Here is a 23,058-nt window from a genome sequence, read left to right on the forward strand (position 1 = left end):
GCCGCTTCAGGATGGTGGATCTTCACTGGGGTGGGCCCGGGTCGGGGGTGTCGGCGGGCCGCGGGGTGGGTGGTTGGGGTGGGGGCTGACGTGTCGCGGGGGTTGGTGGCCGGTTGCTTGGCGTGGGGACTGCTGCTCGTCGTCGTAGTCGTGAACCCGGGGCCGTGGCGATCAGGCTTCCTGCGTGGCCGGTCAGTGCTCGGCATGTGTTCGGTTCTGCGGGCTCTCCGGGTAGTGGAGTGAATACCGCGGTGTCGGTCGTCGGCAGGCGGGTGGAGAAGTGTCCGTGTCGATCGGCCGCGTACAGTCTTCCGTTCATTGCGGTGAGTGCGATTGCGCCGCCTGCGGGGCCGAGTTCGCGCCACGGTGCCGATGCGTCCGGGTCGGTGGGCAACTCGGCGGCGTGCACGTGGTGCAGCGTATCGTCGGCGCACACCGCGAACAGGCCGCCGTCGCACAGTGCGAGCGCGATCGTGCCGGTCGGCAGGCGGGTCACCCAGGTCCATGGTGCCGGACCCGTCAGTGGTGGCCGGCGCAACAATCGGCCGTCGGCCGTGGCCGCGTACAGCACCAGCGGCAGCGGGCCGGACGCCTCGCGTGCCGCGGCCAGCGCCACCACCGGTCGTGCGGTGTCGATCGTGCGCCACGGCAGGTTCTGCCCGCTCACCTCGCGGCACACCAGCGCGCCATCGGTGTCCACCGCGAACAGCACGTCCTCGCACGCCGCCAGTGCGCGGACGTCGCCGGAGGGCCCGATCACCTCCCACTGCGGCTGCCGATCCGCGCCGAGTCGATCGAGCACGTTGCGGGTGACCCGGTCCACCACCGGATCGGCCAGCGCACTGCCCCAGTTGATCGTGCCCGCGTTGAACACCGTGCCCGCCCCGAGGCGGAACGTGCCCATCACCGCGTCCCCACCCTGGCCGTAGCGGGCCCAGTGCCGCAGGTCGGCGGTGGCCAGCACGACGAAGGACGCCGGTGTGCCGTCTCGGCCGGTGGCGCGCGGGACGCCGCCGCTCCAGTCCAGTTCGGTCGCGTCGGTCTCGTAGCCCAGCGCGCCCTGTGCGAACTTGTCGCCGTCCGCGAGACCGGTGCCCGCGAACACCCAGTGATCGGTGAACCGGGCGATGTACGCCTCCTCCCGGATCACCTTCATGCCCTCGCCCCACGCGCCCGCGCCGCGCCGGAAACTGAGTCCGGTCATGCTGTTCTCCGGGCGGTACACCGGCGCGCTGGACCACTCCACGGTGACCCGTTCGGGATCCATCGCCGCCATCGGGTCGGCCACCGCGTCCCGATGACAGACCATGGTGCGCCCGTCGTCCTCCAGGCGCATCTGCCACCATGCCGTGTTCGCCGCGAAGATCGCCAGGTTGCCGCCACCGCGAACGAAGTCCTCGACCGTGTCCCGCTGTTCCTTCGACCAGTACTCGTCGTGCCCGTTGATCACCAACAGCCGATAGCGCCCCAGCAGGTCGTCGCCGCCGTGCAGGTCCAGACCGGAGCAGAAGTCGACCGGCCGACCGGCGGTCCGCAACCAGCGCAGCAGTCCCTCCTCCCAGCGCTCCGGCGGTGGGCCGCCGCCGGGCCGGTCGAAGGAGACCCGGGCGGCGCGGTCCGGCTGTTCGGCGTAGTACAGGCCCTGACCGGGCACGCCGGAACGGTTGTACGCCTGCCAGGTGGCGAACGGCACGGACACCAGGACGCGCGCCGTCGTGCCCGGGCGGGCCGCACGCACCACGAACCATGCCTCGTGGTCCAGCGGTTCGACGCCGGCGAGCGGGGTGCCGTCGTCGAACACGGCCCGGTAGAGCGAGCTGGGCCAGTGCTCGGGCACGGCCAACTCCCACAGCCCGCCTTCGACTCGGGTGCGGGTGAACACGCGGTCGGTGGCCGCGTCCAGCACCGTGACCTCGCCGTCCACCGGGCCGCCGTCGGTCGAGGCGAGGTGGAAGCGCAGCCGGCCGCCCGCGACCACGGACGTCGCGCCGGCATACGCCAGAACGCTCATGCGACCGGCTCCGCCACACGCTCCGCGAAGCCGGTCAACGCGCCGATCGGCACCTCCCGTCCACCCGCCGCGCGGACCAACAGGTCCTCCAACGCGACCAGATGCGCCTCCAGCGCGTGCACCGGCAGGTAGGCCGTGTCGCCGGTGACGCTGACCACCAGCGCTTCGCCCTCGGAGACCACGTGCATGCAGTATCGGCATGCGATGAACTCGTGTTCGCCGGCCGGTTCCACCCGACTGTGGCTGCGCGCGGCATCCAGTTCGGCACCGGTCGGCGCCGGGCCGGTCCGCGGCGGACGGTCCACCAGGCGCATGTCGTTGAAACAGCAGAACGGCCGGATCGGCGTACCGCGCTCGGTCGCGATCCGCCGCATCAGCTCGTTCCATCGAGCCGGGTCGTAGCCGGCGCTGCGATAGGCGCGCAGCGACGCCTGCCACGCGGCGGGCAGCAGGTCGGTGAAGTGCGCGGCCGGGTCCAGGTCCAGGACGAAGAGCCCCTCCTGGGACAGCGTGGTCACCAGGTCGCGGCTGTCCGACCGGAACCGATTGGCCACGATCGGCAACATCACCGCGGTGTCCCGACCGCCCGCCCGCGCGGCCAACACCGCGGCGCCGGCCAGCAGTACGGCGGACGGGCTGATCCGATGCCGCAGCGCGACCGCGTCGGTGGCCCGGGCCAGCGCCGCGGACACCAGCCGCACAGTGCGAAAACGCGGCGCGGCGGGCTCGGCGACCACGTCGGCGAACACCGTCGGCGCGATCCGCCGGTAGTGCGTCTCCCAATGCGCCAACGCCGATTCGCCCCGACGCAGCCCGGTCGCCGAGGATTGCTCGTGGGCCAGATCCAGCGGTCCGCCCGAGGTCGGGCCGCCGGCCGAGCCGCGCCGGATCAGCAGCCGCAGGTCGCGTACCAGCACCTCGACGCCGTGCCCGTCGGTGGCCACATGGCACAGGGCCAGCGCCACGTAGCGGACCCGGCCGCCCTGCACGATCAGCCCGGCCCGGATCGGCCACGTGCCGAAGTAGTCGAAGCGGGTCGCGCCGAGCCGCTCCGCGACCGCCGCCGCGACCGTGTCCGCGTCCTCGATCAGCGCCACTTCGAACACCTGTACCGGCAGGGAGCCCGCCGAGTGTCGGACCTGTCGCGGCTCGCCGTCGCCGCTCACCAGGCGGGTGCGCAACGCGTCGTGGCGTTCCATCAGCCGGCCGAGTGCGGCGCTCGCGTGCGCGACGTCCACCGGTCCGCCGCGATCGGCGATCGGCAACACCCGGGTCATGTTGAAGTAGTGGTCGCTGGGCGCGGTGCGTCGGATGGCCTGCCAGATGGCCCGCTGACCCCAGGTCAGCGGCGCCTGCACCGGGCCGTCGGCGGCGACCGCGAACGGCGCTGGGACCTCGTGCGGGGCCGCGGTCGGATCACCGGCCGCGACCGGGGTTCTTGCCGCGCCGTGCTCAGCCATCGCCCACCGCCACGCCCTGTCGGGTCAATCGCTCGACCAGCGTGTCCAGGTCGTCGACGAAGTCCAGATCGGCGTCCAGGTCGAAGAACACGTCGAACTCGCCCTCCAGCGCGTCGATCAGTCGCAGAAAGGTCAGCGAACTCACCCCGGCGGCCGTCAACGAGCCCTCGCTGTCCAATACTTCACGCGCGCTCACCTCCCCGTCGCTGACCTCGGCGATCAGCGTGGCCACCCGTTCGCGCAGCCGCTCCGCGCTCATGCCGCGTCCCCGGCCAGGCGTCGACGCAGGCTCAGCGGACGGATGTCCGGCCAGACCCGGTCGATGTGCGCCGAGCACTCCTCGCGGGTGCCGACGAAGCCGGTGGGCACCCACCCGGCGGGCGGGTCGGTGCGCAGCGGCCACAACGAGTGCTGCTCCTCGTCGTTGACGACCACGCGGTACCGGGGCTCGGTGGTTTCGGTGTCGATGCTCATCGCTGCTGCTCCTGGAGTTCGCGGATGGCGTCCGTGACGCCGGTGACGGTCGGGGTGTCGAAGAAGACGTCGAGTGGGACCTCGACGCCGAGTCGCTTGCGAATGCGGGCGGCGATCCGGGTGATGGTCAGCGAGTGGCCGCCGAGGTCGAACAGGTCCTCGTCCACGCCGAGGTCGTGCAACTGCAACACCTCGGCCCAGATCGCCCGGACGGTCTCGGTGAGTTCGTCGGCCGGTGCTCCCGGCGTCCCGGCGGGGTCGGTGGGATCGGTGAAGTCGATCGGCTCGGGCAACCGGGCGCGGTCCAGCTTGCCGTTCGGGGTCAGCGGGAACGCGTCCAGGACGAGGAAGCTCTGGGGCACCATCGCGGATGGCAGGGTACGGGCGAGGTGGGCGCGCAACACGTCGGACGGGACCGGTGGTTGCCCCGGCTCGGGGAGCAGGTAGCCGACCAGCCGGGCGTGTTCGGAGTCCCGGCCGAGCAGTCGGACCGCCGCCTGGGCGATGCCCGGATGCGCGGCGAGCAGGTTCTCGATCTCGCCCGGTTCGATGCGGTGCCCGCGCAGCTTGACCTGCGCGTCGGTGCGGCCGACGTACTCCAGTCCGCCCCCGGGCGCGTGCCGGACCAGGTCGCCGGTGCGGTAGAGCCGGGCGCCGGGTGGCCCGTAGGGGTCGGCCACGAACCGCTCGGCGGTCAGCCCCGGGCGGCCCGGATAGCCGTGCGCCACGCCGTCGCCGCCCAGGAACAGCTCGCCCGGCAGGCCCTCGGGCACCGGGTGCAGCCGGGCGTCGAGCACGTACGCACGGGTGTTGGCCAGCGGCCGACCGATTCCGGGCGGCGCGTCGGCGGGCACCTCGATGTAGGTGGACCACACCGTGGTCTCGGTGGGTCCGTAGACGTTGATCAACTGGCCCACCGCGCGCCGCAGTTCGCCGGCCAGCGGGCCGGGCAGCGCCTCGCCGCCGCTGATCGCGGTCAGCCCGGGGCGGTGCAGGCCGGCCGCCAGCAGCACCCGCCAGCCGCTGGGTGTGGCCTGCACGTGGGTGATCGCGTACCGCTCCAGGATGGCCAGTTGGGCGGGGCCGTCCCGGTGCCGATCGTCGGGCACGAGCACCACCCGCGCACCGGTGACCAGCGGCAACAGCAGCTCGACGGTGGAGATGTCGAAGGACAGCGAGGTCAGTCCGAGCCAGCGGTCGGCCGAGGTGGCGCCGAGTCGGTCGCGCATGCTCGCCAGCAGATTGGCCAGTGCGTGGTGCGGGACCTCGACGCCCTTGGGCCGACCGGTGGAGCCGGAGGTGTAGATGACGTAGGCCGGATCGCCCGGTTCCGGTCGGGCCGGTGGCTCCACCGGGGCGGGCTCAGACCCGAACAGGTCGGGGCCGTACAAGTCGGGCTTGGCCGGCACCAGGACCTCGGCGGCGACATCGACGGGGCGTTCACCGCGATCGGTGACCAGTGCCGCGATCCGTGCGTCGGCGCGGATGAAGGCGAGTCGCTCGGCGGGATAGCCGGGGTCCAGCGGCAGGTAGGCGGCGCCGGCGGCGAGCACGCCGAGCACGGCGGCCACCTGTTCGCCGGTGCGTCCCAGCTCGATCGCGACCAGGTCGCCGGCGCCGATCCCCGCCGCGCGCAGGCGTCGGGCGAACACGTAGGCCGCCGAGGCCACCTGACGGTAGGTCAGGAACCGGCCGTCGCACACCACGGCGACCGCGTCGGGAGTGGCGCAGGCGCGGGCGGCGAACAGGTCGACCACGGTGTCCCGGGCCGGATAGGGCGTGTCGGTGGCGTTGTCGGCGTGCAACACCCGCACCAGTTCGGCCTCGGGGAGCAGCGGCAGGTCGCCGATGGGCATGTCGGGGTCGGCCAGTGCGGTGGTGAGCAGCGTGCGGAAGTGGCCCGGGATGCGCGCGGCCACGCCGGGGGCGAACGCGTCCTCGGGCACGTGCAGCGCGCCGTCGATCCGGTCCCGTCCCTCGACCAGTTGCAGGTGCGCGGTGTTGCGGGCGGTCGGCGGCAGCACGATCCACTCGACCCGCACCTCGACGCCGGGGAACACCGGTTCGATGGCGCGGGTGCGCCGCCGGTAGCTCACGGTCAGGTCGGTCAGCGCGGTCCTGGGTCCCAGGCCGCGCACGGTGTGGCTGTAGGGCACATCGCGGAACGCGTAGATCGCCCGCAGTTCGGCGCGCAGTTCGCGGGTGAACGCGCCGAATTCCCGGTCGGCGCGCGGCTTGGAGGAGACCGGTAGCTCGTTGACGAACAGGCCCACCCGGCGGAGGTCGTCCGGGGTGCGGGTGGACAACTCCAGTGCGGTGCGCACGCGCGCGTTGCCGTAGCGGAACAGCAGCGCATGCCAGCCGGCGAGCAGCAGTTCGAAGTGGGTGACGCCCAGGCGCAGCGCGGCCTCGTCGAGCGCGGCGACCGTCTCGGGGCCCAGGGTGAAGGGTGTCGAGATTCCCGGCGCGGGTTCGCTGCCGGCGCGGGTGGTGGGCAGCAGGCCGGGCAGTACGGCCCGACCCGGCTCCTCGCGGTGCCTGGCCCATACGCCGGTGCCGTCCGCCGGCGGCAGGCCCGGCGCCGCACCCGCGGCCTCGAACGCCTTCGCCGCCCCGCGTGCGTCCGGCGCCGCGCTCGCCGCGTCGGTGTCGTCCCGGGCCGCGCGATAGGCCCGGGCCAGGCCGGCCACCACGATCTCCTTGGAGGTCCCGTCGAAGACCATGTGATGCGCCGTCACCAGCAGCGTGTGTCGGTCCGCGCCCAGGGCGAACAGCGTGAAGCGCGCGAGCGGCCCGGCGGACAGGTCGAACGGGCGGGCGAGTTCGGCCCGGATCAGTGTCTCGATCGTCGCGTCGTCGGCCGGCGCGCGACGCATCGGCGCGGCCTCGGCCGGCACCAGAGCGGGGGCGCCGTCGACCTCGCCGACGGCTGTCGCGAGCACGGGGTGGCGCGCGACGGTGGCCGCACACGCCGCGGCCAGCGCGGCCACGTCCAGCGGGCCGTCGAAACGCAGCAGCACCGAGAGGTGGTAGGCGGACTCGGCGGGCAGCGTGCGCTCGGTCACCCATACGCCCAACTGCGCCGCGGACAGCGGCGCGAAGGGCACCGAGGCGGGCGGTGGCGCGACGGGTGGCGCGCCTTGGCTCTCGGTCGTCGGGGGAATCTGATCGTCGGTGACAGTCATGGTCGGACCTCGTCGTCCAAGAGCCGGCGCAGCTCACGCTTGAGGATCTTGCCGCCCTCGTTGCGCGGCAGGGATTCCCGGAACAGCACGTGTCCGGGCAGTTCGTGTGCGGCGAGGCGCTCCATCAGGAACACCCGCAGCTCGGTCGCGGTCAGATTGCCCAGCGGTACCACCGCCGCCGCGACGGTCATGCCGAGCACGGGATGCGGTACGCCGAAGGCGGCCGCGTCGATGACCGCGGGATGCTCGTGCAGGGCGTCCTCGACCTGGAGCGTGGAGACCTTGTGGGCCCCGGACTTGATCACGTCCCGCTCGCGGTCGACCAGGTACAGGAAGCCGTCCCCGTCCAGGTAGCCCAGATCGCCCATTCGCACCCAACGTCCGGAGAACACCCCGGAATCGGTGTCCTCGCCGTAGTAGGAACGGGGCGTGGTCGGCGAGCGCAGCCACACCTCGCCCGTCTCGCCCGTCGGCAGTGCCCGGCCCGTGTCGTCGGTCACCCGCAGGTCGCGCAGCGACGCGGGCCGCCCGGGCGAGTCGGGGTGTTCGGGATCGAAGAGCATCGTGGTCTGCGCGGGCGCGGCCTCGGTGGAGGTGTAGTAGTTGACGATCTGGGCCTGCGGGAACAACCGGGACAGGCCCAGCGCGACCATCTGCGGCAGGGCGGCGGCGGTGGAACCGAGCAGCCGCACACCGGAGAGGTCGCAGCGCCGAACCTGTTCCGCGCCGAGCAGTTCGATCGCCATCGCCGGCACCACGAACACGCTGCCGACCGCGTGCCGTTCGATCAGCCGGGCGAAATGGCCGGGGGTGAAGCGCGGTGCGGCGATCGCGGTCGCCTTCGCGTCCAGCGCGTTGATCAGCATGGTCTGCCCGGCGTTGGTGCCGACCGGGAACGCGTGCAGGAAGTGCGCCGAGTGCCCCAGCGGGCGCCGGCGCGCGTCCAGCGTGCAGCCGTGGGCGAGGTTGGCGTGCGTGGCCGCCACGCCCTTGGGTGTGCCGGTGGTGCCGGAGGTGTACAGGATCTGGGCGAGGTGGCCGGGCTCGGGTGGCGGGAGTTCGCTGCCGGGGTAGGTTTCGATGTCCTCGACCGGTGCGGTCCAGGCGCCGGTGCCGGCGTCCGGCGGGGTCAGTTGCGCGCGGTGCAGCACGGCGGCGGCCCCGCTGTGCCTCAGCAGGTGTCGCACCTCGGCGGGGGCGAGCCGATCCGACATCGGTACCGCGACCGCGCCGGCGCGCTGCACGCCCAGGTAGGCGGTCGCGTAGTCGATCCAGTCGCCGTTGCCGTACAGCAGCGCGACCCGGTCGCCGGCGCCGACGCCGCGCGTGCTCAGCCCGGCGGCGACCGCGTCGGCGCGTTCGTGCCACGAGCCGAAGGTCAGCTTCTCCCGGCCGCTGAGGATCGCGGGTCGTTCCGGTTCCAGCCCGGCGCGGTGGGCGAGCAGCGCGGACAGGCTCTCCGGTGTCCGGCGGGCGGCCGAGACCGGGCGCGGGCGCGTGCCGGTGCTCATCTCGACACCTCCGCGAGGGCCGACGCGCTCTCGCCGGCCCGGGCCCGGAGCCGGCGTTCGCGCTCCTGGATGCCGACCTCGTCGTCGGGTGGCGCGTCGGGCACGTCCCGGTCGAAGCGGGCCAGTACCGGCAGGCGCAGGCCGATCACCACGAGTGCGACCATCGCGGCACCGAACACCAGGTAGAGCAGAGCGATTCCGCGACCCTCGCCGTGGCCGATCACGGTGCCGACGGAGTCCGCGAGCGGTCCGTCGTCGGCCATCAACGGCTCGAACAGTCGTGCGCCCAGCGGCGCGATGATCCCGTGGCCGATCGGCAGCGTGGACCACGCGACCAGTGTGTTCAGCGCGAACACCCGGCCGTGGAACCGCTGTGGCACCTTGACCTGGACGATGGTCGTGTAGACGCCGTTGACCAGGGACAGCGCGCAGGACATCCCGAACGCGCCGACGCCGATCACCCACAGGCTCGCATGCAGTCCGGTGAACGCGGACGCGCCGGCCAGGCCGGCCGCCAACCACAACATGCCGCGCAGTCGTTGCCGGCGCGGGCCGCCCCAGAAGCCCATCGCGATGCCGCCGACGATCACCCCGGCTCCGGCTGCCATCGACACGCGGGCCGCGCCACCGAGCGAGTCGAAGGACAACACGAGCGGGGTGGTCAGCAGGAACAGCGGGGACAGGAACAGGTTCAGCACCGCGAACCACAACAACATCGCCCGGAAGCCCCGGTGGTGCCAGGAGTAGCCGAAGCCGTGTTTGATCTCCGAGGTCAGCGATTCGCGCCGGCGCCAGGGCAGGGTGCGCGGGAACCGCACGCACGCGATGATGGTGATCGCGATCGCGTAGCTGACCACGTCCAGGATCAGGATGCCGCGCAGGCCGATCCCGGCCATCAGGCCCACCGCGATCAGCGGAACCACGAACTGCGCCACCCCACCCGCCATCTGCACGATGCCGTTGGCGTGCCCGAGGTACTGCTTGGGCACCAGTTGCGGCACCGCCGAGGCGTAGGCCAGGCGTTGGAAGGTCAGCGCCATCGACAACGAGCCGAGCAACACGTAGATGTGCCACGGATGCAGGTGGCCCGATGCCAGCAGCAACAACAGCAGGCCCTGGGTACCACCGGCGGCGATGTCGCCGGCGAGCATCACCGCGCGCCGATCCAGCCGGTCCACGATGGCGCCCGCGAGCGGGCCGATCAGGATGCCCGGGAGCATCCCGATCACCGCGTACAGGGCGAACCGGCCCATCGAGCCGGTCTCCAGGTAGATCCAGATCGGCAGTGCGAACTCGGTCAGCGCCGAGCCGGTGATCGACACGAGCTGGCTGAACGCGACCAGCAGGAACCGGCCCATGCCGGGCTGGGGTTCGCGGATGGCGGTGCGATCGGGCGCTGCCGGGTCCGGCGGTGGTCCGGCGGATCCGTGGAACCACCACGGGCCGTCCGCCTCGCGGGTGGGCAGCCTGTCGGTGTCGTCGGCGACGAGGGCGGGGTGTACCCGGGTGATCACCTCGGCCAGGTCGTCGGCGCGGTGCTTGAGGAAGAAGTGCCCGGCCTCGTCCAGCATCACCAGTCCGACCCGGTCGGCGATGGCGCGCCATTCACGAAAGCGTTCCTGGTGGAAGTCGGCGGCCGGGTCGCGGTCGCCCATCACCGACACGATCGGTGCGCGCAACCGGGGTCGCCGGTCGGACAGCGCCTCGGTGAAGTACTCCTCGGCGGCCACCGAGTCGCGGCGCATGTTGCCGATGATGAACTTCATCTGCTCGCCGTCCAGGTCCGCCATGTCGGCGCCCATCGAGGTCAGCCAGTTGGCGTACACCCGGTCGCCGAGCAGCGGTTCGAGGGCGGCGACCTTGCTCAGCGTGCTCAGCACCCGGCTCCGCGGGCGGGCGAAGGGGAACTGGGCGCCGATGTACACCGCGGCCAACTCACGTCCCGACTCCTCGAGTTGTCGGGCGACCGCGACGATCAGCGCGCTGCCGACGCCGCAGTGTCCGTACAGCGCGATCGGTCCCTCGACCCGTTCCCGGATCTCGGCCACGATCCGCCCGGCGAGTTCGTCGAAGGGCAGCCGCTCCTGGGTGACGCCCACGTCGTGGCCGGGGATCGCCACCGACCACAGGTCCTGGGTGTCCGGCAGCGCGTCGGCGAGCGGCTGGTAGACCACCGCGCTGCCGCCGCCGTAGGGCACGCAGACCAGGGACAGTGTGCGGCGCGCGGCCGGGACCGGCTTGGTGAGGCGGTACAGCAGCCGGGCCGGGCCGCGCTCGGCCTCGGAGAGGGTGGACAGTGCGGCGATCTCGCGGATCGTCTTGTGCGTGAACACGTCCATCACGCTGACGGCTCGTCCGCCGATCTCCGGGAGTTGCCGGCGGGCACGCGCGACCACCTGGGTGGCCAACAGGGAATGGCCGCCGAGATCGAAGAAGTCGTCGTCGACGCCGACCTCGGGCAGCGCGAGCACGTCGCACCAGATCCGGGCGAACAGCAACTCGGCGGGAGTGTTGGGCGGCGCGTCGGCCGCGCCCCTGGAGCGGCGCGCGGCGGGCGCGGGCAGTGCCGTGCGGTCCAGTTTGCCGCTGGGCGTCAGCGGCAGGGCGGGCAGCGCGACGAAGGCGGCGGGCACCATGTAGTCCGGCAGCGTGCGCCTCAGCGCGGTCCGCACCTCGTCGGCATCGAAACGGCCGGTGTCGAGCCGGTCGGCATCGAGCCCGTCGGCTTCGGTGGCGCCGAACCTCGGGCGATCCTCGGTCGGGACCACATACGCGGTGATGCGCCTGTCCCCGGGGGTGTCCTCGCGCACCACCACCGCGGCCTCTTCGACCCCGTCCCGGGCCCGCAACACGGCCTCGATCTCGCCGAGTTCGATCCGCAGTCCGCGCAGTTTGACCTGCCCGTCCAACCTGCCGAGGAAGGCGAGATTGCCGTCCGGGCGCCACCGGGCCAGGTCGCCGGTGCGATAGAGCCGGGCGCCGGGCGGGCCGAACGGGTCCGGTACGAACCGCTCGCCGGTCAATCCGGGGCGACGGTGGTAGCCCAGCGCGACCTGGACACCGCCCAGGTACAACTCGCCGGGCGTACCCAGCGGCGCGGGCCGCATCGCATCGTCGAGCACGTACACCCGGGTGTTGTGGATCGGCGCACCGATCGGCACCGCCGCGAGCGGGCCCTCGCACTCCCACGCGGTGACGTCCACGGCGGCCTCGGTGGGCCCGTACAGATTGGCCGGCGCGCAGTGCGGCAGCCGCTCGCGAAGCGCCCGGACGGCATCCGGGGTCAGCTCCTCGCCGCTGCACACCATCCGGCGCAGCGTCGTGCAGCGCTCGACGCCCTCCTCGGCCAGGAACATCGTCAGCATCGCGGGCACGAAGTGAGCCACCGTGACGCCCTGTTCGGCGATCACGTCGCGCAGGTAGCCGGCGTCCTTGTGCCCGCCGGGACGGGCCAGGACCAGCCGGGCGCCGGTGGCTGGCGGCCAGAAGAACTCCCACACCGACACGTCGAAACTCGCCGGGGTCTTCTGCAACACCGCGTCGGCGCCGGTCAGCCGGTAGGTGTCCTGCATCCAGGCGATCCGGTTGACGATGCCGCGATGGGTGTTCGGCACCCCCTTGGGCCGGCCGGTGGAGCCGGAGGTGTAGATCAGGTACGCGACGTCGTCGGGTGCGGGCGCGGCACCGGACAGCGCGCCGGGAGCCGGGTCGGGCCAACTCGCGAGGTCGTCCACGTACAGGATCCGGGTGGTGCGGTCGGTCGGCACCGGCAGTCCGCGCCCGGTCAGCAGCACCCGGGCACCCGAGTCGGCGAGCATGAACGCGAGCCGCTCGGCCGGGTATTGCGGATCCAGCGGGACGTACCCGGCGCCCGCCCGGAGTACCCCGAGCAGCGCCGCGACCAGTTCGAGGGAGCGCTCGGCGCCGACCGCGACCAGATCGCCGGCTCGCACCCCCTCGGCCCGCAGGCGGTGCGCCACCCGATCGGCGGCGGCGTCGAGTTCTCGGTAGGTCAGGGTGCGCTCGTCCAGGGCGACCGCGATCGCGTCGGGGGTACGGGCGATCTGCTCGGCGATCAGGCTCGTCAGGGTGGCCCCGGCGGGCACCGGCGCGGCGGTGTCGTTCCATCGGGTCAGCATCAGTTCGCGCTCGTCCGGGTCCAGGCCGTCGAGCGTGGACACCGGGACGTCCGGCCGATCGGCCAGAACCGCGAGCAGCCGGCCCAGGTGTCGGCCCAGGCGCGCGATGGTCGCCTCGTCGAACAGGTCGGTATTGTAGTTGAAGGCGCCGCGCAGCCCCTCCGGCCACTCCATCAGGAACAGTTCCAGGTCGAACCGGGTGCCGCCGGCTCGGATGCCGAACACCTCGGCGGACAGCGCCGCACGGTCGCCGTCGGCGTTCGCGGTGGCGTAGTTCTGCACCGCCAGCACCGCCTGTAACACCGGCGAACGCGACACATCGCGCGGCGCGTTCAACTCGGTGACCAACTGTGCGAACGGCAGTTCCTGGTGCGCATACGCCTCCAGGCAGGTTTCCCGGGTGCGGTCGAGCAGCTCGGCGAAGGTCGGGTCGCCCTCGGTGCGGGCGCGCAGCGCGAGCACGTTGACGAACATCCCGATCAGGTTCTCGACCTCGGGATGCGGCCGACCGGCGACCGGGGAGCCGACCGCGAAGGCGCGTTGCCCACTGTGTCGGGCGAGCACGAGTTGGAAGGCGGCGAGCAGCACCATGTACAACGTCGCGCCGCGCTCGCGGGCGAGCGCGGACAGCCGGTCCAGGAGTTCGCGGTCGACCTCGAACGCGTATCCGGCGCCGTCGAAGGTCTGTTGGGTCGGTCGCGGCCCGCGCGTGGGCAGTTCCAGCGGCTCGACGCCGGCCAGTTCGGTGCGCCAGTACGCGGTTTCGCGCGCGAGTGTCTCCCCGGTCAGCCGCTCGCGCTGCCAGATCGCGAAGTCGCCGTAGGTCACTGCCGGTTCGCTCACCGGCGCGGCATTGCCCGAGGCGTGCTCGGCGTAGCCGTCGAGCACCTCGCGGACCATGATCTCGCTGGACCAGCCGTCGCTGACACTGTGATGCACGGTCAGCAGCAGGACGTGGTCGTCCGCGCCCGACTCGATCAGCAGGGCCCGGAACAGCGGTCCCTCGGCGAGGTCGAACGGTGCCGCGATCGCGGCTGTGACCAGCCGCAATGCCTGGTCCGCATCGGCGGCCTCGGCGCGGGCGAGCGGCACCGGCGCGGGTTCGGCGATGTCCAGGTGCGGCCGGCCGTCCTCGTCCACCAGGTAGCGCGAGCGCAGCGTCTCGTGCCGGGTGGTCAGGTCGGTCAGCGCCCGGGTGAGTGCCGCGACGTCGAGCGCACCGCGCAGGCGGCGCGCGACGGGGATGGTGTAGGCGGCCGTTCCCGGCGCGAACTGCTCCATGAACCAGAGGCGTTCCTGGGCGTAGGACAGCGGGGGAACGGTGCCTTCGGGGCGGCGCGGGATGACCGGACCGGCGTCGGCGCGTCTGCGCAGCCGTCGTTCCAGCAGTTCTCGCTTGGTCGCGGAGAGGGTGGCTGCGCGCGCTGGGGATTCCGTGCTCATGGCTGCGGACGGTTCCTCTCCCGAAAGAGCTGCTGCTCGGCGGTGTCGTCGTCCAGGGCCTCCAGGTCGGCGACCAACAGGTCTTCGACGGCCGCGGCGAACCCGGCGAGGGTGCGGTGGGTGAACAGCGTGCGCAGCGGCACGGTCAGGTCGGCGGTGGCGGCGATGCGGGCGACCACGCGGGTGGCGAGCAGCGAGTGGCCGCCGAGTTCGAAGAAGTCGTCCAGGGCGCCCGCCTTGTCCAGGCCGAGCACGTCGATCCAGATCTCGGCGACCAGTTCCTCGGCGGCGGTGCGCGGTGCGAGGTAGCCGTGCGCTTGTCCGGCGCGCCGGTCCGGGGCGGGCAGTGCGCGGTGGTCGAGTTTGCCGTTGGAGGTCAGCGGCAGCCGGTCCAGGCGAACCAGCGCGTCGGGGACCAGGTACGCGGGCAGCCGGCCGGCGAGTTCGGCGCGCAGTTCCGGGACGGTGAGGTCGGCGTCGGTGACCACGTAGCCCACCAGCGCCTCGTCCCGGGCGATCACCGCGGCCTGGCGCACGCCGGGTCGGGCCGACAGCGCGGCCTCCACCTCGCTCGGTTCGATCCGGTGGCCGCGCACCTTGACCTGTGCGTCCAATCGTCCGAGGAACTCCAACCGCCCATCGGGGCGCAGTCGGACCCGGTCGCCGGTGTGATAGCGGCGGGCGCCGGGCGGCCCGTCCGGGTCGGGGCGAAAGGCGGCCGCGGTGGCGCCGGGGCGGCCGAGGTAGCCGTGCGCCACGCCCGCGCCGCCGATCAGCAGTTCGCCGGCCACGCCCGGCGGCACCGGGGTGCCGTGCACGTCGGCGACGACGGTGTGGGTGTCGTCGATCGGGGTGCCGATCGGTGGGCGGGCGCGGGCGTCGGCGGGGCCCAGATCGGACGTGGTCGCGATGATCGTGGTCTCGGTCGGCCCGTACGAGTTGACCACGCGTACCCGATCGCCGAAGCGGGCGCGCCAGGCGGCCACCGCGCCCGGGCGGATCTGGTCGGCGCCCAGGACGAGCAGGCGCAATGCGGGTGGCCAGGCGATGGTGTCGGCGCCGGTTTCGACGAGTTCGTGCCAGTAGGGCGTGGGCAGGTCGAGCACCGTCACGTCGGCCGCGCCGCCTTCGGCGAGCACATCGGGCAGCCTGGCGTCGGGAGCGGGCAGGACCAGCGTGGCACCTGCCGCCAGACACGGGTAGAGCTCCTCGGCGTGGGTGTCGAAGCTCAGCGAGGCGCTCTGCAACACCCGGTCCTCGGCGTGGATTTCGTAGCCGGCGCGCATCCAGCGCACCCGGGCGGCGAGCGCGCCGTGCGGGACGAGTACCCCCTTGGGCGTCCCGGTGGAGCCTGAGGTGTAGATCAGGTAGGCGGGCTGCTGCGGACCGAGGTCGACGGGATCGACGGGCGGGGGAGCGTCGGTGGTGTCGGTGGTGTCGGTGGCGTCCACGCGTACGACGTCCACGTGCTCGGGCAGTTCGTGTGGGGGCGTGCCGTCGGTGACCACGACCCGGGTGCCGCTGTCGGCGAGCATGAACGCGATCCGGGCGGCCGGGTAGTCGGGGTCCAGCGGCAGATACGCCGCGCCGGCGCGCCAGGCGGCGAGCATGGCCACGATCGCATTGGGGCCACGCGGGCACAGCACGCCCACGAGGTCGCCGGGACCGACCCCGGCCGCCCGCAGCCGGGCGGCCACTGCCTCCGTGTGCAGGGCGAGTTCGCGGTAGGTAAGGCCGGCGTCGGGAGCGCGCAGTGCGATCCGGTCGCCGGGCACGCGGGCGATCGCGGCGGGCACGGTCTCGGCCGGGTCGGCGGATGTGCCGGGGACCGCCCCGAAGGCGACCGCGCGCAGCCGGTCCCGATCCGCGACGGTCAGCAGCGGCAGCAGGTGTACGGGGGTGTCCGGGTCGGCGAGGGCGCCGTGCAGCAGGGTCTCCAGGCGGGCGGCCAGGCCGGCGACGGTGGATTCGTCGAACAGCGCGGTGCGGTAGCCGAATACGGCGACCAGGTCGTCGCCGGCGCGCCGGATGTCGAGCGAGAGGTCGAACTTGCCGGCCCGATGTCCGCCGTCCTCCTCGACCGCGACCAGATCGGCGAACCGGTGTTCCGGTCCGGTGTCCGGGTCCTGGGTGTGCACGGTCAGCAGGGTCTGGAACAGCGGGGCGGGCGCCGCCGGATCGCGGTCCACCCGCAGTTCGGCGAGCAGTTGTTCGAACGGGATGCGGTCGTGTCCGTAGGCACCGAGCGCGGTCTTGCGGGTGCGCCGCAGGAGTTCACCGAAGGTCGGTGTGCCGCGCAGATCGGCGCGCAGTACCAGGGTGTTGGAGAAGTAGCCGATCACCTCCTCGTGCTCGATCTCGCCGCGTCCGGCGATCGGCGCGCCGACCGCGAAGTCCCGCTGCCCGCCGTGCCGATGCAGCACGGCCTGATAGCCGGCGAGCAGGATCATGAACGGTGTGCAGCGCCGGGCCCGGGCGACGGTGTCCAGCAGCGGGCCGACGCCGGCGAGGCGGCGGGTGTGGAAGGCGGCGGAGGAGCCGGTGTGGGCGCTGCGCGGACGGTCCAGCGGGAGTTCGAGCGCCGGCACGCCGGCGAGTTGCCGGCGCCAGTAGTCGAGGGCCCGGTCGGTGTCCGGATCGGGCTCGCGTTGGCGCGTGGCGTAGGCGGAGTAGGCGGGCAGCGGTGCGAACACCGGGTCGACGCCGTCGCGGTGCGTGCGGTAACGCAGTTCGAGCTCGCGGCGGAGCAGATTCAGCGACCAGCCGTCGGCCAGGATGTGGTGCAGCACCACGCACAGCACGTGCTCGTCGGCGGCGAGTCGGATCAGGCTCACCCGCAGCGGTGCGGCGAGCGCGAGATCGAAGCCCGCGTTGACCCGTTCACCGAGTATGCGCGCGAGCGCCTGGTCGTCCTGTCCGGTCAGGTCGAGGATCTCGATGGGCACCGGGCCGGGCGGTTGCACCACCGCGGTCGGGCGGCCCTCGTGGTCGGGGAAGCGGGTGCGCAGCGCGTCGTGTCGGCCGACGACGCCGTCGAACGCGGCGCGCAGCGCGTCCGTGCGCAGCGGGCCACGCAGGCGCAGCAGCCACGGGATGTTGTAGGCGGCGTCACCGGGCTCGAACCGGTCGAGAAACCACAGCCGTTCCTGGCCGAAGGACAACACCCCGGAGCACTCCTCGGAGCCGGGACCGAGATCGAAGCCCGGGACGAGGCCGGGGCCGGGCTCGGGGCCGGCGGCTTCGGCCGACCCGATCCGCCCGGCGCCGTGGACCGGGTCGAATCGTGCCCCGGACCGGGTGCGGGAAAGCGTTCGTTCGTCGTCCATGTCGACCCCCTCGCCGGCATCGCCCGAAGGACGCGACGCAGCGGCCGAACGGCCCTGCCGTCATCCCGTTCCCGGGATCCGACGCGAATCGATTCCCGGCACGGCGGCGCGTCGGGCAACCTGCCGTCGCCCGATCGAATGTCCGCCCCCGTGGCGTGCGTCGGCCACGCTAGGAGTGCCATCGACAGGGTGTCAATGGTCTATACCAAACCGAGTATTGGTCCAGACCTTGAATCAAACGGAACCGGTCCGACGGGCCGCGGACACCAACCGGGTGTTCATTGCCCGGGTCGGTCCTCGCAACCGGAAACCACCGGCCTCCATGCCCCGCGCGCCCCCACGCTCCCGGACGCCGGCCGTCCGGGCGGCCGGTGGCGCGATTACCCACAGGTCGTCGACGGCGTGCTGTTCCGCTTCCGGACCGGCGCCCGATGGCGCGACCTGCCCGCCCGATTCGGCCCGTGGCGCACGGTCCACGCCCGGCACCGCCGCTGGTCCGCCGACGGCACCTGGTCCGGGCTGCCCACGCTGCCGCACGAGCGGCTCGCGAGCGCCGACCGGGACCGGGCTCGGGTGCTGCGCGCCCTGATCGGCCGCCTCGGCGAGGTGGCCCATCGACCCACACCCACCCGAGGACGGGGCCGACCGACGCCCGGCACCGAACCCCGCGGAGCCCGACCGGGGGTTGAAGACACGCCCTAGCCCTGTGCGTGGTGGGCGAAGACTCGCTCCCGGGCTGTGGACACCGCCGTGGCGACCGCGCCCAACAGGACCGCCTCCTCGCCCAGGCCGCTCGCCGCCACCCGTGGTCGCAACGGGGTCAACTCGTGCAGCGCGGCGGTCATCGGGCCCATCAGCAGATCGGCGTTCGCGCCGATCCCGCCGCCGAGCACCACGAGTTCGGGATCGAGGACCGCGGTGACCGCGGCCACCACGTGCGCCAGCCGCTGCGCCTCGTGCCGCACCGCGCCGGCGGCCGGCTCCACCCCGCGCCGCGCCGCGTCGAAGACGCCCTTCGCGGTGAGCGGTCCGGTCATGCCCAGTGCCCGGGCGCCGCGCACCACGGCGTCGGCCGAGACCGCGTCCTCGAGCATGCCGCGACGTGGTACCGGCGCGCTCGCCCCGTGCCCGACCCGGTCCGAGGGCCGCGGCGACAGCGGCAGGAAGCCGATCTCACCGGCCGCGCCCGAGGCTCCGGGGAACAGCCGCCCGTCGGCGACGATGCCCATGCCCAGGCCGGTTCCGACGGTGACGTAGACGAACAGCGGACAGCCCACGCCGGCCCCGCTGTGGTACTCGCCCAGCGCCGCGAGGTTGGCGTCGTTGACGATGTCCACGGTGGTGCCCAGCGCGCTCTCCATCCGCCCGCGCAACCCCGGACGACCCCACCCGGGCAGGTTGACCGCGTAGCGGATCCGGTCGGCCGCACGGTCGTACACACCCGGACAGCCGATCACCGTGTGTACCACCGCGGTCGGCGTCAGGCCCGCGTCCGCCACCACGGTCTGCGCCAGATCGGTGGCGGTGGCCAGCATGGTCGCCGAGGTGCGGGCCCGGTTGTGCCGGTCCTGCCGAGCCAGCAACCGGCCGTCCAGGTCGGCGACCGCGACCCGGATCCAGGACCGGCCGACATCGATCCCCACGACGTAGCCCGCGGTCGGATCGGGTTCGTACAGCAGCGCCGCCCGACCGCGTGCACCGGTCTCCAGACCCACCGCACGCACCAGCCCGGCGCGTTCCAGCGCGTCCAGTGCGGTGGACACGGTCGGTTTGGACAGGCCCGTGTCGCGGGCGAGTTGGGCGCGCGAGATGGGCGCTGCGGCGCGTACCCGGTCGAGGAGTACGCGCTCGTTGATGCTGCGCAGCACGCCCCGGTTCCAGTGCGCCACGGCGGGCGGGTCGTTTTCCGGTGGGATCCCACCTGCGGTCATCGGCTCTCCGTCAGTGCTGTCGAGGTGCTCGCGCCACTGTAACGGCCATGGAAGGGCAAAGATGTGGGGCGGATCCGGACTCGCCCTTGACGGGAGTTAGTTAAGGAATTTTACTTTACAAACCGGTGGCGCCAAGCGCCGGATCGCACCACGAAGTCCCTTCCTCCGCACCCCCGTTCCGACCCCCGGAGTCCCCCGGGGCGTCCCCTGTTCTGGAGGTTCACGGTGAGCGCCGGCCCAAGAGCGACCACGCCGGACGGCGGATTCGTCCGCCGGATCGGCCTGTTCCAGGCAACCGCGATCAACATGAGTCAGATGTGCGGCATCGGTCCGTTCGTCACCATCCCACTGATGGTGGGCACCTTCGGCGGCCCGCAGGCCATCCTCGGCTTCCTCGCCGGCGCCCTGCTCGCCCTCGCCGACGGGCTGATCTGGGCCGAACTCGGCGCGGCCATGCCCGGCGCCGGCGGCACGTACATCTATCTGCGCGAGGCGTTCCAGTACCGTACCGGCCGGCTGATGCCGTTCCTGTTCGTCTGGACCGCGATCCTGTTCATCCCGCTGATCATGTCCACCGGCGTGCTGGGCATGGTGCAGTACCTGCAATACCTGTGGCCCTCGATGTCGCAGACCGAGGGCGACTTCGTCGGCGTCGGCGTCGTGGCCCTGGTGGTCCTGCTGCTGTGGCGCAAGATCGAGTCGATCGGTCTGCTGAGCACCATCATGTGGGTGGTCATGCTGATCAGCGTCGGCGCGGTGATCATCGCGTGCTACACCAACTTCGACGCGGACCTGGCCTTCACCTACCCCGACGGCGCCTTCGATCTGGGCACCACCGGCTTCTGGCTCGCCTTCGTCGGCGGCCTCAACATCGGCATCTACGACTACCTCGGCTACAACACCACCGCCTACCTCGGCGCCGAGATCAAGAGCCCCGGCCGGGTACTGCCACGTTCGATCGTCTACTCCATCGTCGGCATCATGGCGATCTACCTGATCATGCAGATCGGCGTGCTCGGAGTCACCGACACCGACACCATCTCCGGTTCCTCCTCGATCGGTTCGCTGGTCCTGGAGAAGGCGTGGGGCAAGGGCGCGGCCCAGACCGTGACCGTACTGATCCTGATCACCGCTTTCGCATCCGTGTTCGCCGGCCTGCTCGGCGGCTCGCGCGTGCCCTTCGACGCGGCCCGCGACCGGGTGTTCTTCAAACAGTTCGCCCGGCTGCACCCGCGACACCGCTTTCCGACGGTGGGGCTGCTCACCATGGGCGTGGTCACCGCGGCCGGCTTCCTGATCGGCAACCACACCGACTTCAACACGATCATCGTGCTGCTCACCGCGGTGATGGTGATCGTTCAGGCGGTCTCCCAGGTCGCCGCACTGATCGTGCTGCGCCGCCGGCAACCCGGCCTGAACCGGCCGTACCGGATGTGGCTGTACCCGGTACCGGCCCTGGTCTCGCTGGTCGGTTGGGTCGCGATCTTCTGCTATGCCGACAAGAACTCGCCCGGACGCCACCCGATCGAATGGGCGCTGGCGTGGGTGGCGTTGGGCGGCGCCGCGTTCCTGGTGTGGGCCAAGGTGGAGCGGACCTGGCCGTTCGGTCCACGCGAGATCACCGAGGAATACCTGAACCGGTCCGACGCCGACGCCGGTACGGGCGTCGCCGGTTCGGGCGCGGTCGGCAACGTCGCGGAGCCCGCATGACGGCGCTCCACCGAGGAGACCGGACCCCCGGTACTCCCGACCCCGCGCCCGCGCCGGAGCAGGCGTTCGTCTGCTCCGGCGCGGGCGCGGGCGAGGCATTCGTCTGCGGCATCGACTTCGGCGGCACCAAGATCGCGCTGGCCACCGCGCGCCCCGACGGTACGGTACTGGCGAGCGAGCGGCTGACCACCGACGCTCGCGAGGGCGCGGTCCAGGCGGTCCGACGCGCGGTGGCGGCGACCCGCGAACTGGTCGCGCACACCGCTGCGGCCACCGGCGGACACTGCGCGGCCGTCGGCGCGGTCAGCCCCGGCATCGTGCTGCCCGACCGGATCCTGCTCGCGCCCAACGTGCCCGGCTGGGAGGACCTGGCACTGGCCACGACGCTGTCCGACGGGCTGGGCCTGGAGCCCGAACGGATCGCCGTCGGCAACGACGCCAAGGCCGCCGCGCTCGCCGAATCCCGCTGGGGCGCACTGCGGGGCGCGGACCCGGCGATCCTGCTCACCGTCGGCACCGGGATCGCCGCCGCGATCGTGCTGGGCGGTCGGGTCCTGAACGGCGCGCACGGGGCGGCCGGCGAGATCGGCTACCTGCTGCGCGGTCGCGACGACACCGGATTCGGCGCGGGACGCGCGCCGTTGGAGGAGTACGCCTCGGGCATCGGGCTGGGCACGCGCGGCAGCGAACTGCTCGGCCGCGAGGTGGACGCCGCGGCGCTGTTCGCCGACCCGGACCCGCGGGTGCGGGCGCTGGTCGACGAGGCGTTGGACGAACTGGCCGTGCATGTAGCCAACTTGGCGATCACGCTGGACGTGGAGCGGATCGCGGTCACGGGTGGGCTGATGCGCTCCGCTTCGCGTGTCCTGGCTGCGGTTGTTGCGCGGGTGCGCGCGGGTGTGCCGTTTCCGCCGGAGGTGGTGCGGGCGCGGTTTTTGCAGGATGCGGCGTTGTGTGGGGCGCTCTCGTTGGCTGCGGAGTTGTTGCGCTTTCCGGGCGCCGGGGCCGGGGTGGCCTCAAACGCCGGCCGGGCTTGAAGGCTTGGCCTCAAACGCCGGCCGGGCCTGAAGGCTTGGCCTCAAGCGCCGGCCGGGCTGAGTTGGTGCCGTGCGTCGGCCGGGCCGGAAGGGTTTGGGGTGGTGGGGGCGTAGCGTTGGAATTCCCACGGGTCGTGGGAGGAGAAGACTTCGACTTCGGTGCCGTAGAAGTACGCGTCGCCCGCGTGCAGCAGCCGGCGCTCGCCGGTGTCCACGGCGACGGCGCTGTGGCCCTCGGTGTGGCCGCCGAGTGGGACCAGCAGGATCTCCTCGGGCAGGCCGTCCAGTCGGCGTACCGCGTCGAAGCCGAACCAGGGGTCGCCCTGTTCGCTCGCGTATGTCGCCCAGCGCGGGCCGTGCGCCAGTTGCGCGGCACGGTAGCGGTCGGCACCGCCGGCGATGCCCGCCTCGTACTCCGCCTTGTGCACATGCACGGTGGCGTGCGGGAAGTCGGCCGGTCCGCCCACGTGGTCGCGGTCGAGGTGGGTGAGCACGACGTGCCGGACGTCCTCGGGGGCGAATCCGAGCCGACGCACCTGGTGCAGCGCGGTCTCGTTCAGGTCCAGGACGGGAGCGGCGTAGCCGACCCACTCGGCGCCCAGGTACTCGTCCGGATGCGGCACGTCGTTGGTGCCGAGGCCGCTCTCCACCAGGACGAGGCCGGCGGAGTCCGTCTCGACGAGGAGGCAGTGGCAGACCGTACGGGCGGGCAGCAGCGGACTGTCGGGGCCGTCCGCGTGGTCGATCAAAAACCGGACCGGTCCACCTGCTTGCTCCGGCGAAGTGCCCGGTGAACGCGGCGGCGCCGTGCCCTCCGAGTGTTGTCGGAGG

At 72.5% G+C, this 23,058-nt stretch carries 12 protein-coding genes and 1 pseudogene; 3 read left to right on the plus strand and 10 right to left on the minus strand.

The window, feature by feature from the left end; all coding sequences use genetic code 11:
• Positions 1-22: 22 nt before the first annotated feature.
• Genes A3IC_RS0149695 through A3IC_RS0149730 form a run of 8 tightly spaced genes read right to left on the minus strand, consistent with a single transcriptional unit; the run spans position 23 to position 17,549 of the window.
• Positions 23-2,011, minus strand: a complete 1,989-nt coding sequence (locus A3IC_RS0149695) for a N,N-dimethylformamidase beta subunit family domain-containing protein (RefSeq protein WP_020557512.1) — start codon at positions 2,009-2,011, stop codon at positions 23-25.
• Positions 2,008-3,471: a condensation domain-containing protein gene (locus A3IC_RS0149700; RefSeq protein ID WP_020557513.1), complete on the minus strand. Its 1,464-nt coding sequence runs from the start codon at positions 3,469-3,471 to the stop codon at positions 2,008-2,010. The genes A3IC_RS0149695 and A3IC_RS0149700 overlap by 4 nt, the downstream gene beginning before the upstream one ends.
• A complete protein-coding gene (locus A3IC_RS0149705; protein WP_020557514.1) occupies positions 3,464-3,730 on the minus strand; it encodes a hypothetical protein in 267 nt (88 codons plus the stop codon). The genes A3IC_RS0149700 and A3IC_RS0149705 overlap by 8 nt, the downstream gene beginning before the upstream one ends.
• The gene (locus tag A3IC_RS0149710; protein ID WP_020557515.1) at positions 3,727-3,945 is read right to left on the minus strand and encodes an MbtH family protein; all 219 of its coding nucleotides are present in this window, start codon (positions 3,943-3,945) and stop codon (positions 3,727-3,729) included. The genes A3IC_RS0149705 and A3IC_RS0149710 overlap by 4 nt, the downstream gene beginning before the upstream one ends.
• Positions 3,942-7,130 carry a non-ribosomal peptide synthetase gene (locus tag A3IC_RS0149715; protein ID WP_020557516.1) on the minus strand — a complete coding sequence of 1,063 codons (3,189 nt, stop codon included), beginning with the start codon at positions 7,128-7,130 and terminating at the stop codon, positions 3,942-3,944. The genes A3IC_RS0149710 and A3IC_RS0149715 overlap by 4 nt, the downstream gene beginning before the upstream one ends.
• Positions 7,127-8,641: a class I adenylate-forming enzyme family protein gene (locus tag A3IC_RS0149720; RefSeq protein ID WP_020557517.1), complete on the minus strand. Its 1,515-nt coding sequence runs from the start codon at positions 8,639-8,641 to the stop codon at positions 7,127-7,129. Before A3IC_RS0149720 ends, A3IC_RS0149715 begins: the two co-directional genes overlap by 4 nt.
• A complete protein-coding gene (locus A3IC_RS0149725) occupies positions 8,638-14,223 on the minus strand; it encodes a non-ribosomal peptide synthetase/MFS transporter (protein ID WP_020557518.1) in 5,586 nt (1,861 codons plus the stop codon). Before A3IC_RS0149725 ends, A3IC_RS0149720 begins: the two co-directional genes overlap by 4 nt.
• Positions 14,220-17,549, minus strand: a complete 3,330-nt coding sequence (locus tag A3IC_RS0149730) for a non-ribosomal peptide synthetase (RefSeq protein WP_020557519.1) — start codon at positions 17,547-17,549, stop codon at positions 14,220-14,222. Before A3IC_RS0149730 ends, A3IC_RS0149725 begins: the two co-directional genes overlap by 4 nt.
• Positions 17,550-17,885: 336 nt before the next feature.
• On the opposite strand from A3IC_RS0149730, the pseudogene A3IC_RS72205 reads away from it, so the two are divergent.
• A pseudogene (locus tag A3IC_RS72205) lies at positions 17,886-18,071 on the plus strand (transposase); the annotation flags it as partial.
• A 176-nt stretch (positions 18,072-18,247) separates the two neighbouring features.
• Here A3IC_RS72205 and A3IC_RS0149740 read toward each other — a convergent pair.
• The gene (locus A3IC_RS0149740) at positions 18,248-19,480 is read right to left on the minus strand and encodes an ROK family transcriptional regulator (RefSeq protein ID WP_020557521.1); all 1,233 of its coding nucleotides are present in this window, start codon (positions 19,478-19,480) and stop codon (positions 18,248-18,250) included.
• 225 nt (positions 19,481-19,705) lie between these two features.
• Between A3IC_RS0149740 and A3IC_RS61165 the strand changes: the two genes are divergently transcribed.
• Both A3IC_RS61165 and A3IC_RS61170 read left to right on the plus strand, forming a co-directional pair.
• Entirely contained in the window at positions 19,706-21,190 is a 1,485-nt protein-coding gene (locus tag A3IC_RS61165) for an APC family permease (RefSeq protein WP_040878832.1), read from the plus strand.
• Entirely contained in the window at positions 21,187-22,227 is a 1,041-nt protein-coding gene (locus tag A3IC_RS61170) for an ROK family protein (protein WP_020557523.1), read from the plus strand. The genes A3IC_RS61165 and A3IC_RS61170 overlap by 4 nt, the downstream gene beginning before the upstream one ends.
• Positions 22,228-22,268: 41 nt before the next feature.
• Here A3IC_RS61170 and A3IC_RS0149755 read toward each other — a convergent pair whose 3' ends face one another.
• The gene (locus tag A3IC_RS0149755; RefSeq protein ID WP_020557524.1) at positions 22,269-22,976 is read right to left on the minus strand and encodes an MBL fold metallo-hydrolase; all 708 of its coding nucleotides are present in this window, start codon (positions 22,974-22,976) and stop codon (positions 22,269-22,271) included.
• Positions 22,977-23,058: the final 82 nt, after the last annotated feature.

Origin of the sequence: Embleya scabrispora DSM 41855 (assembly GCF_000372745.1) — a bacterium.
Classification (GTDB): domain Bacteria; phylum Actinomycetota; class Actinomycetes; order Streptomycetales; family Streptomycetaceae; genus Embleya; species Embleya scabrispora.

Coding starts and splice junctions, on each gene's coding strand:
- A3IC_RS0149695 (WP_020557512.1), bottom strand. CDS start 2,011: ATGAGCGTTCTGGCGTATGCCGGCGCGACGTCCGTGGTCGCGGGCGGC.
- A3IC_RS0149700 (WP_020557513.1), bottom strand. CDS start 3,471: ATGGCTGAGCACGGCGCGGCAAGAACCCCGGTCGCGGCCGGTGATCCG.
- A3IC_RS0149705 (WP_020557514.1), bottom strand. CDS start 3,730: ATGAGCGCGGAGCGGCTGCGCGAACGGGTGGCCACGCTGATCGCCGAG.
- A3IC_RS0149710 (WP_020557515.1), bottom strand. CDS start 3,945: ATGAGCATCGACACCGAAACCACCGAGCCCCGGTACCGCGTGGTCGTC.
- A3IC_RS0149715 (WP_020557516.1), bottom strand. CDS start 7,130: ATGACTGTCACCGACGATCAGATTCCCCCGACGACCGAGAGCCAAGGC.
- A3IC_RS0149720 (WP_020557517.1), bottom strand. CDS start 8,641: ATGAGCACCGGCACGCGCCCGCGCCCGGTCTCGGCCGCCCGCCGGACA.
- A3IC_RS0149725 (WP_020557518.1), bottom strand. CDS start 14,223: ATGAGCACGGAATCCCCAGCGCGCGCAGCCACCCTCTCCGCGACCAAG.
- A3IC_RS0149730 (WP_020557519.1), bottom strand. CDS start 17,549: ATGGACGACGAACGAACGCTTTCCCGCACCCGGTCCGGGGCACGATTC.
- A3IC_RS0149740 (WP_020557521.1), bottom strand. CDS start 19,480: ATGACCGCAGGTGGGATCCCACCGGAAAACGACCCGCCCGCCGTGGCG.
- A3IC_RS61170 (WP_020557523.1), top strand. CDS start 21,187: ATGACGGCGCTCCACCGAGGAGACCGGACCCCCGGTACTCCCGACCCC.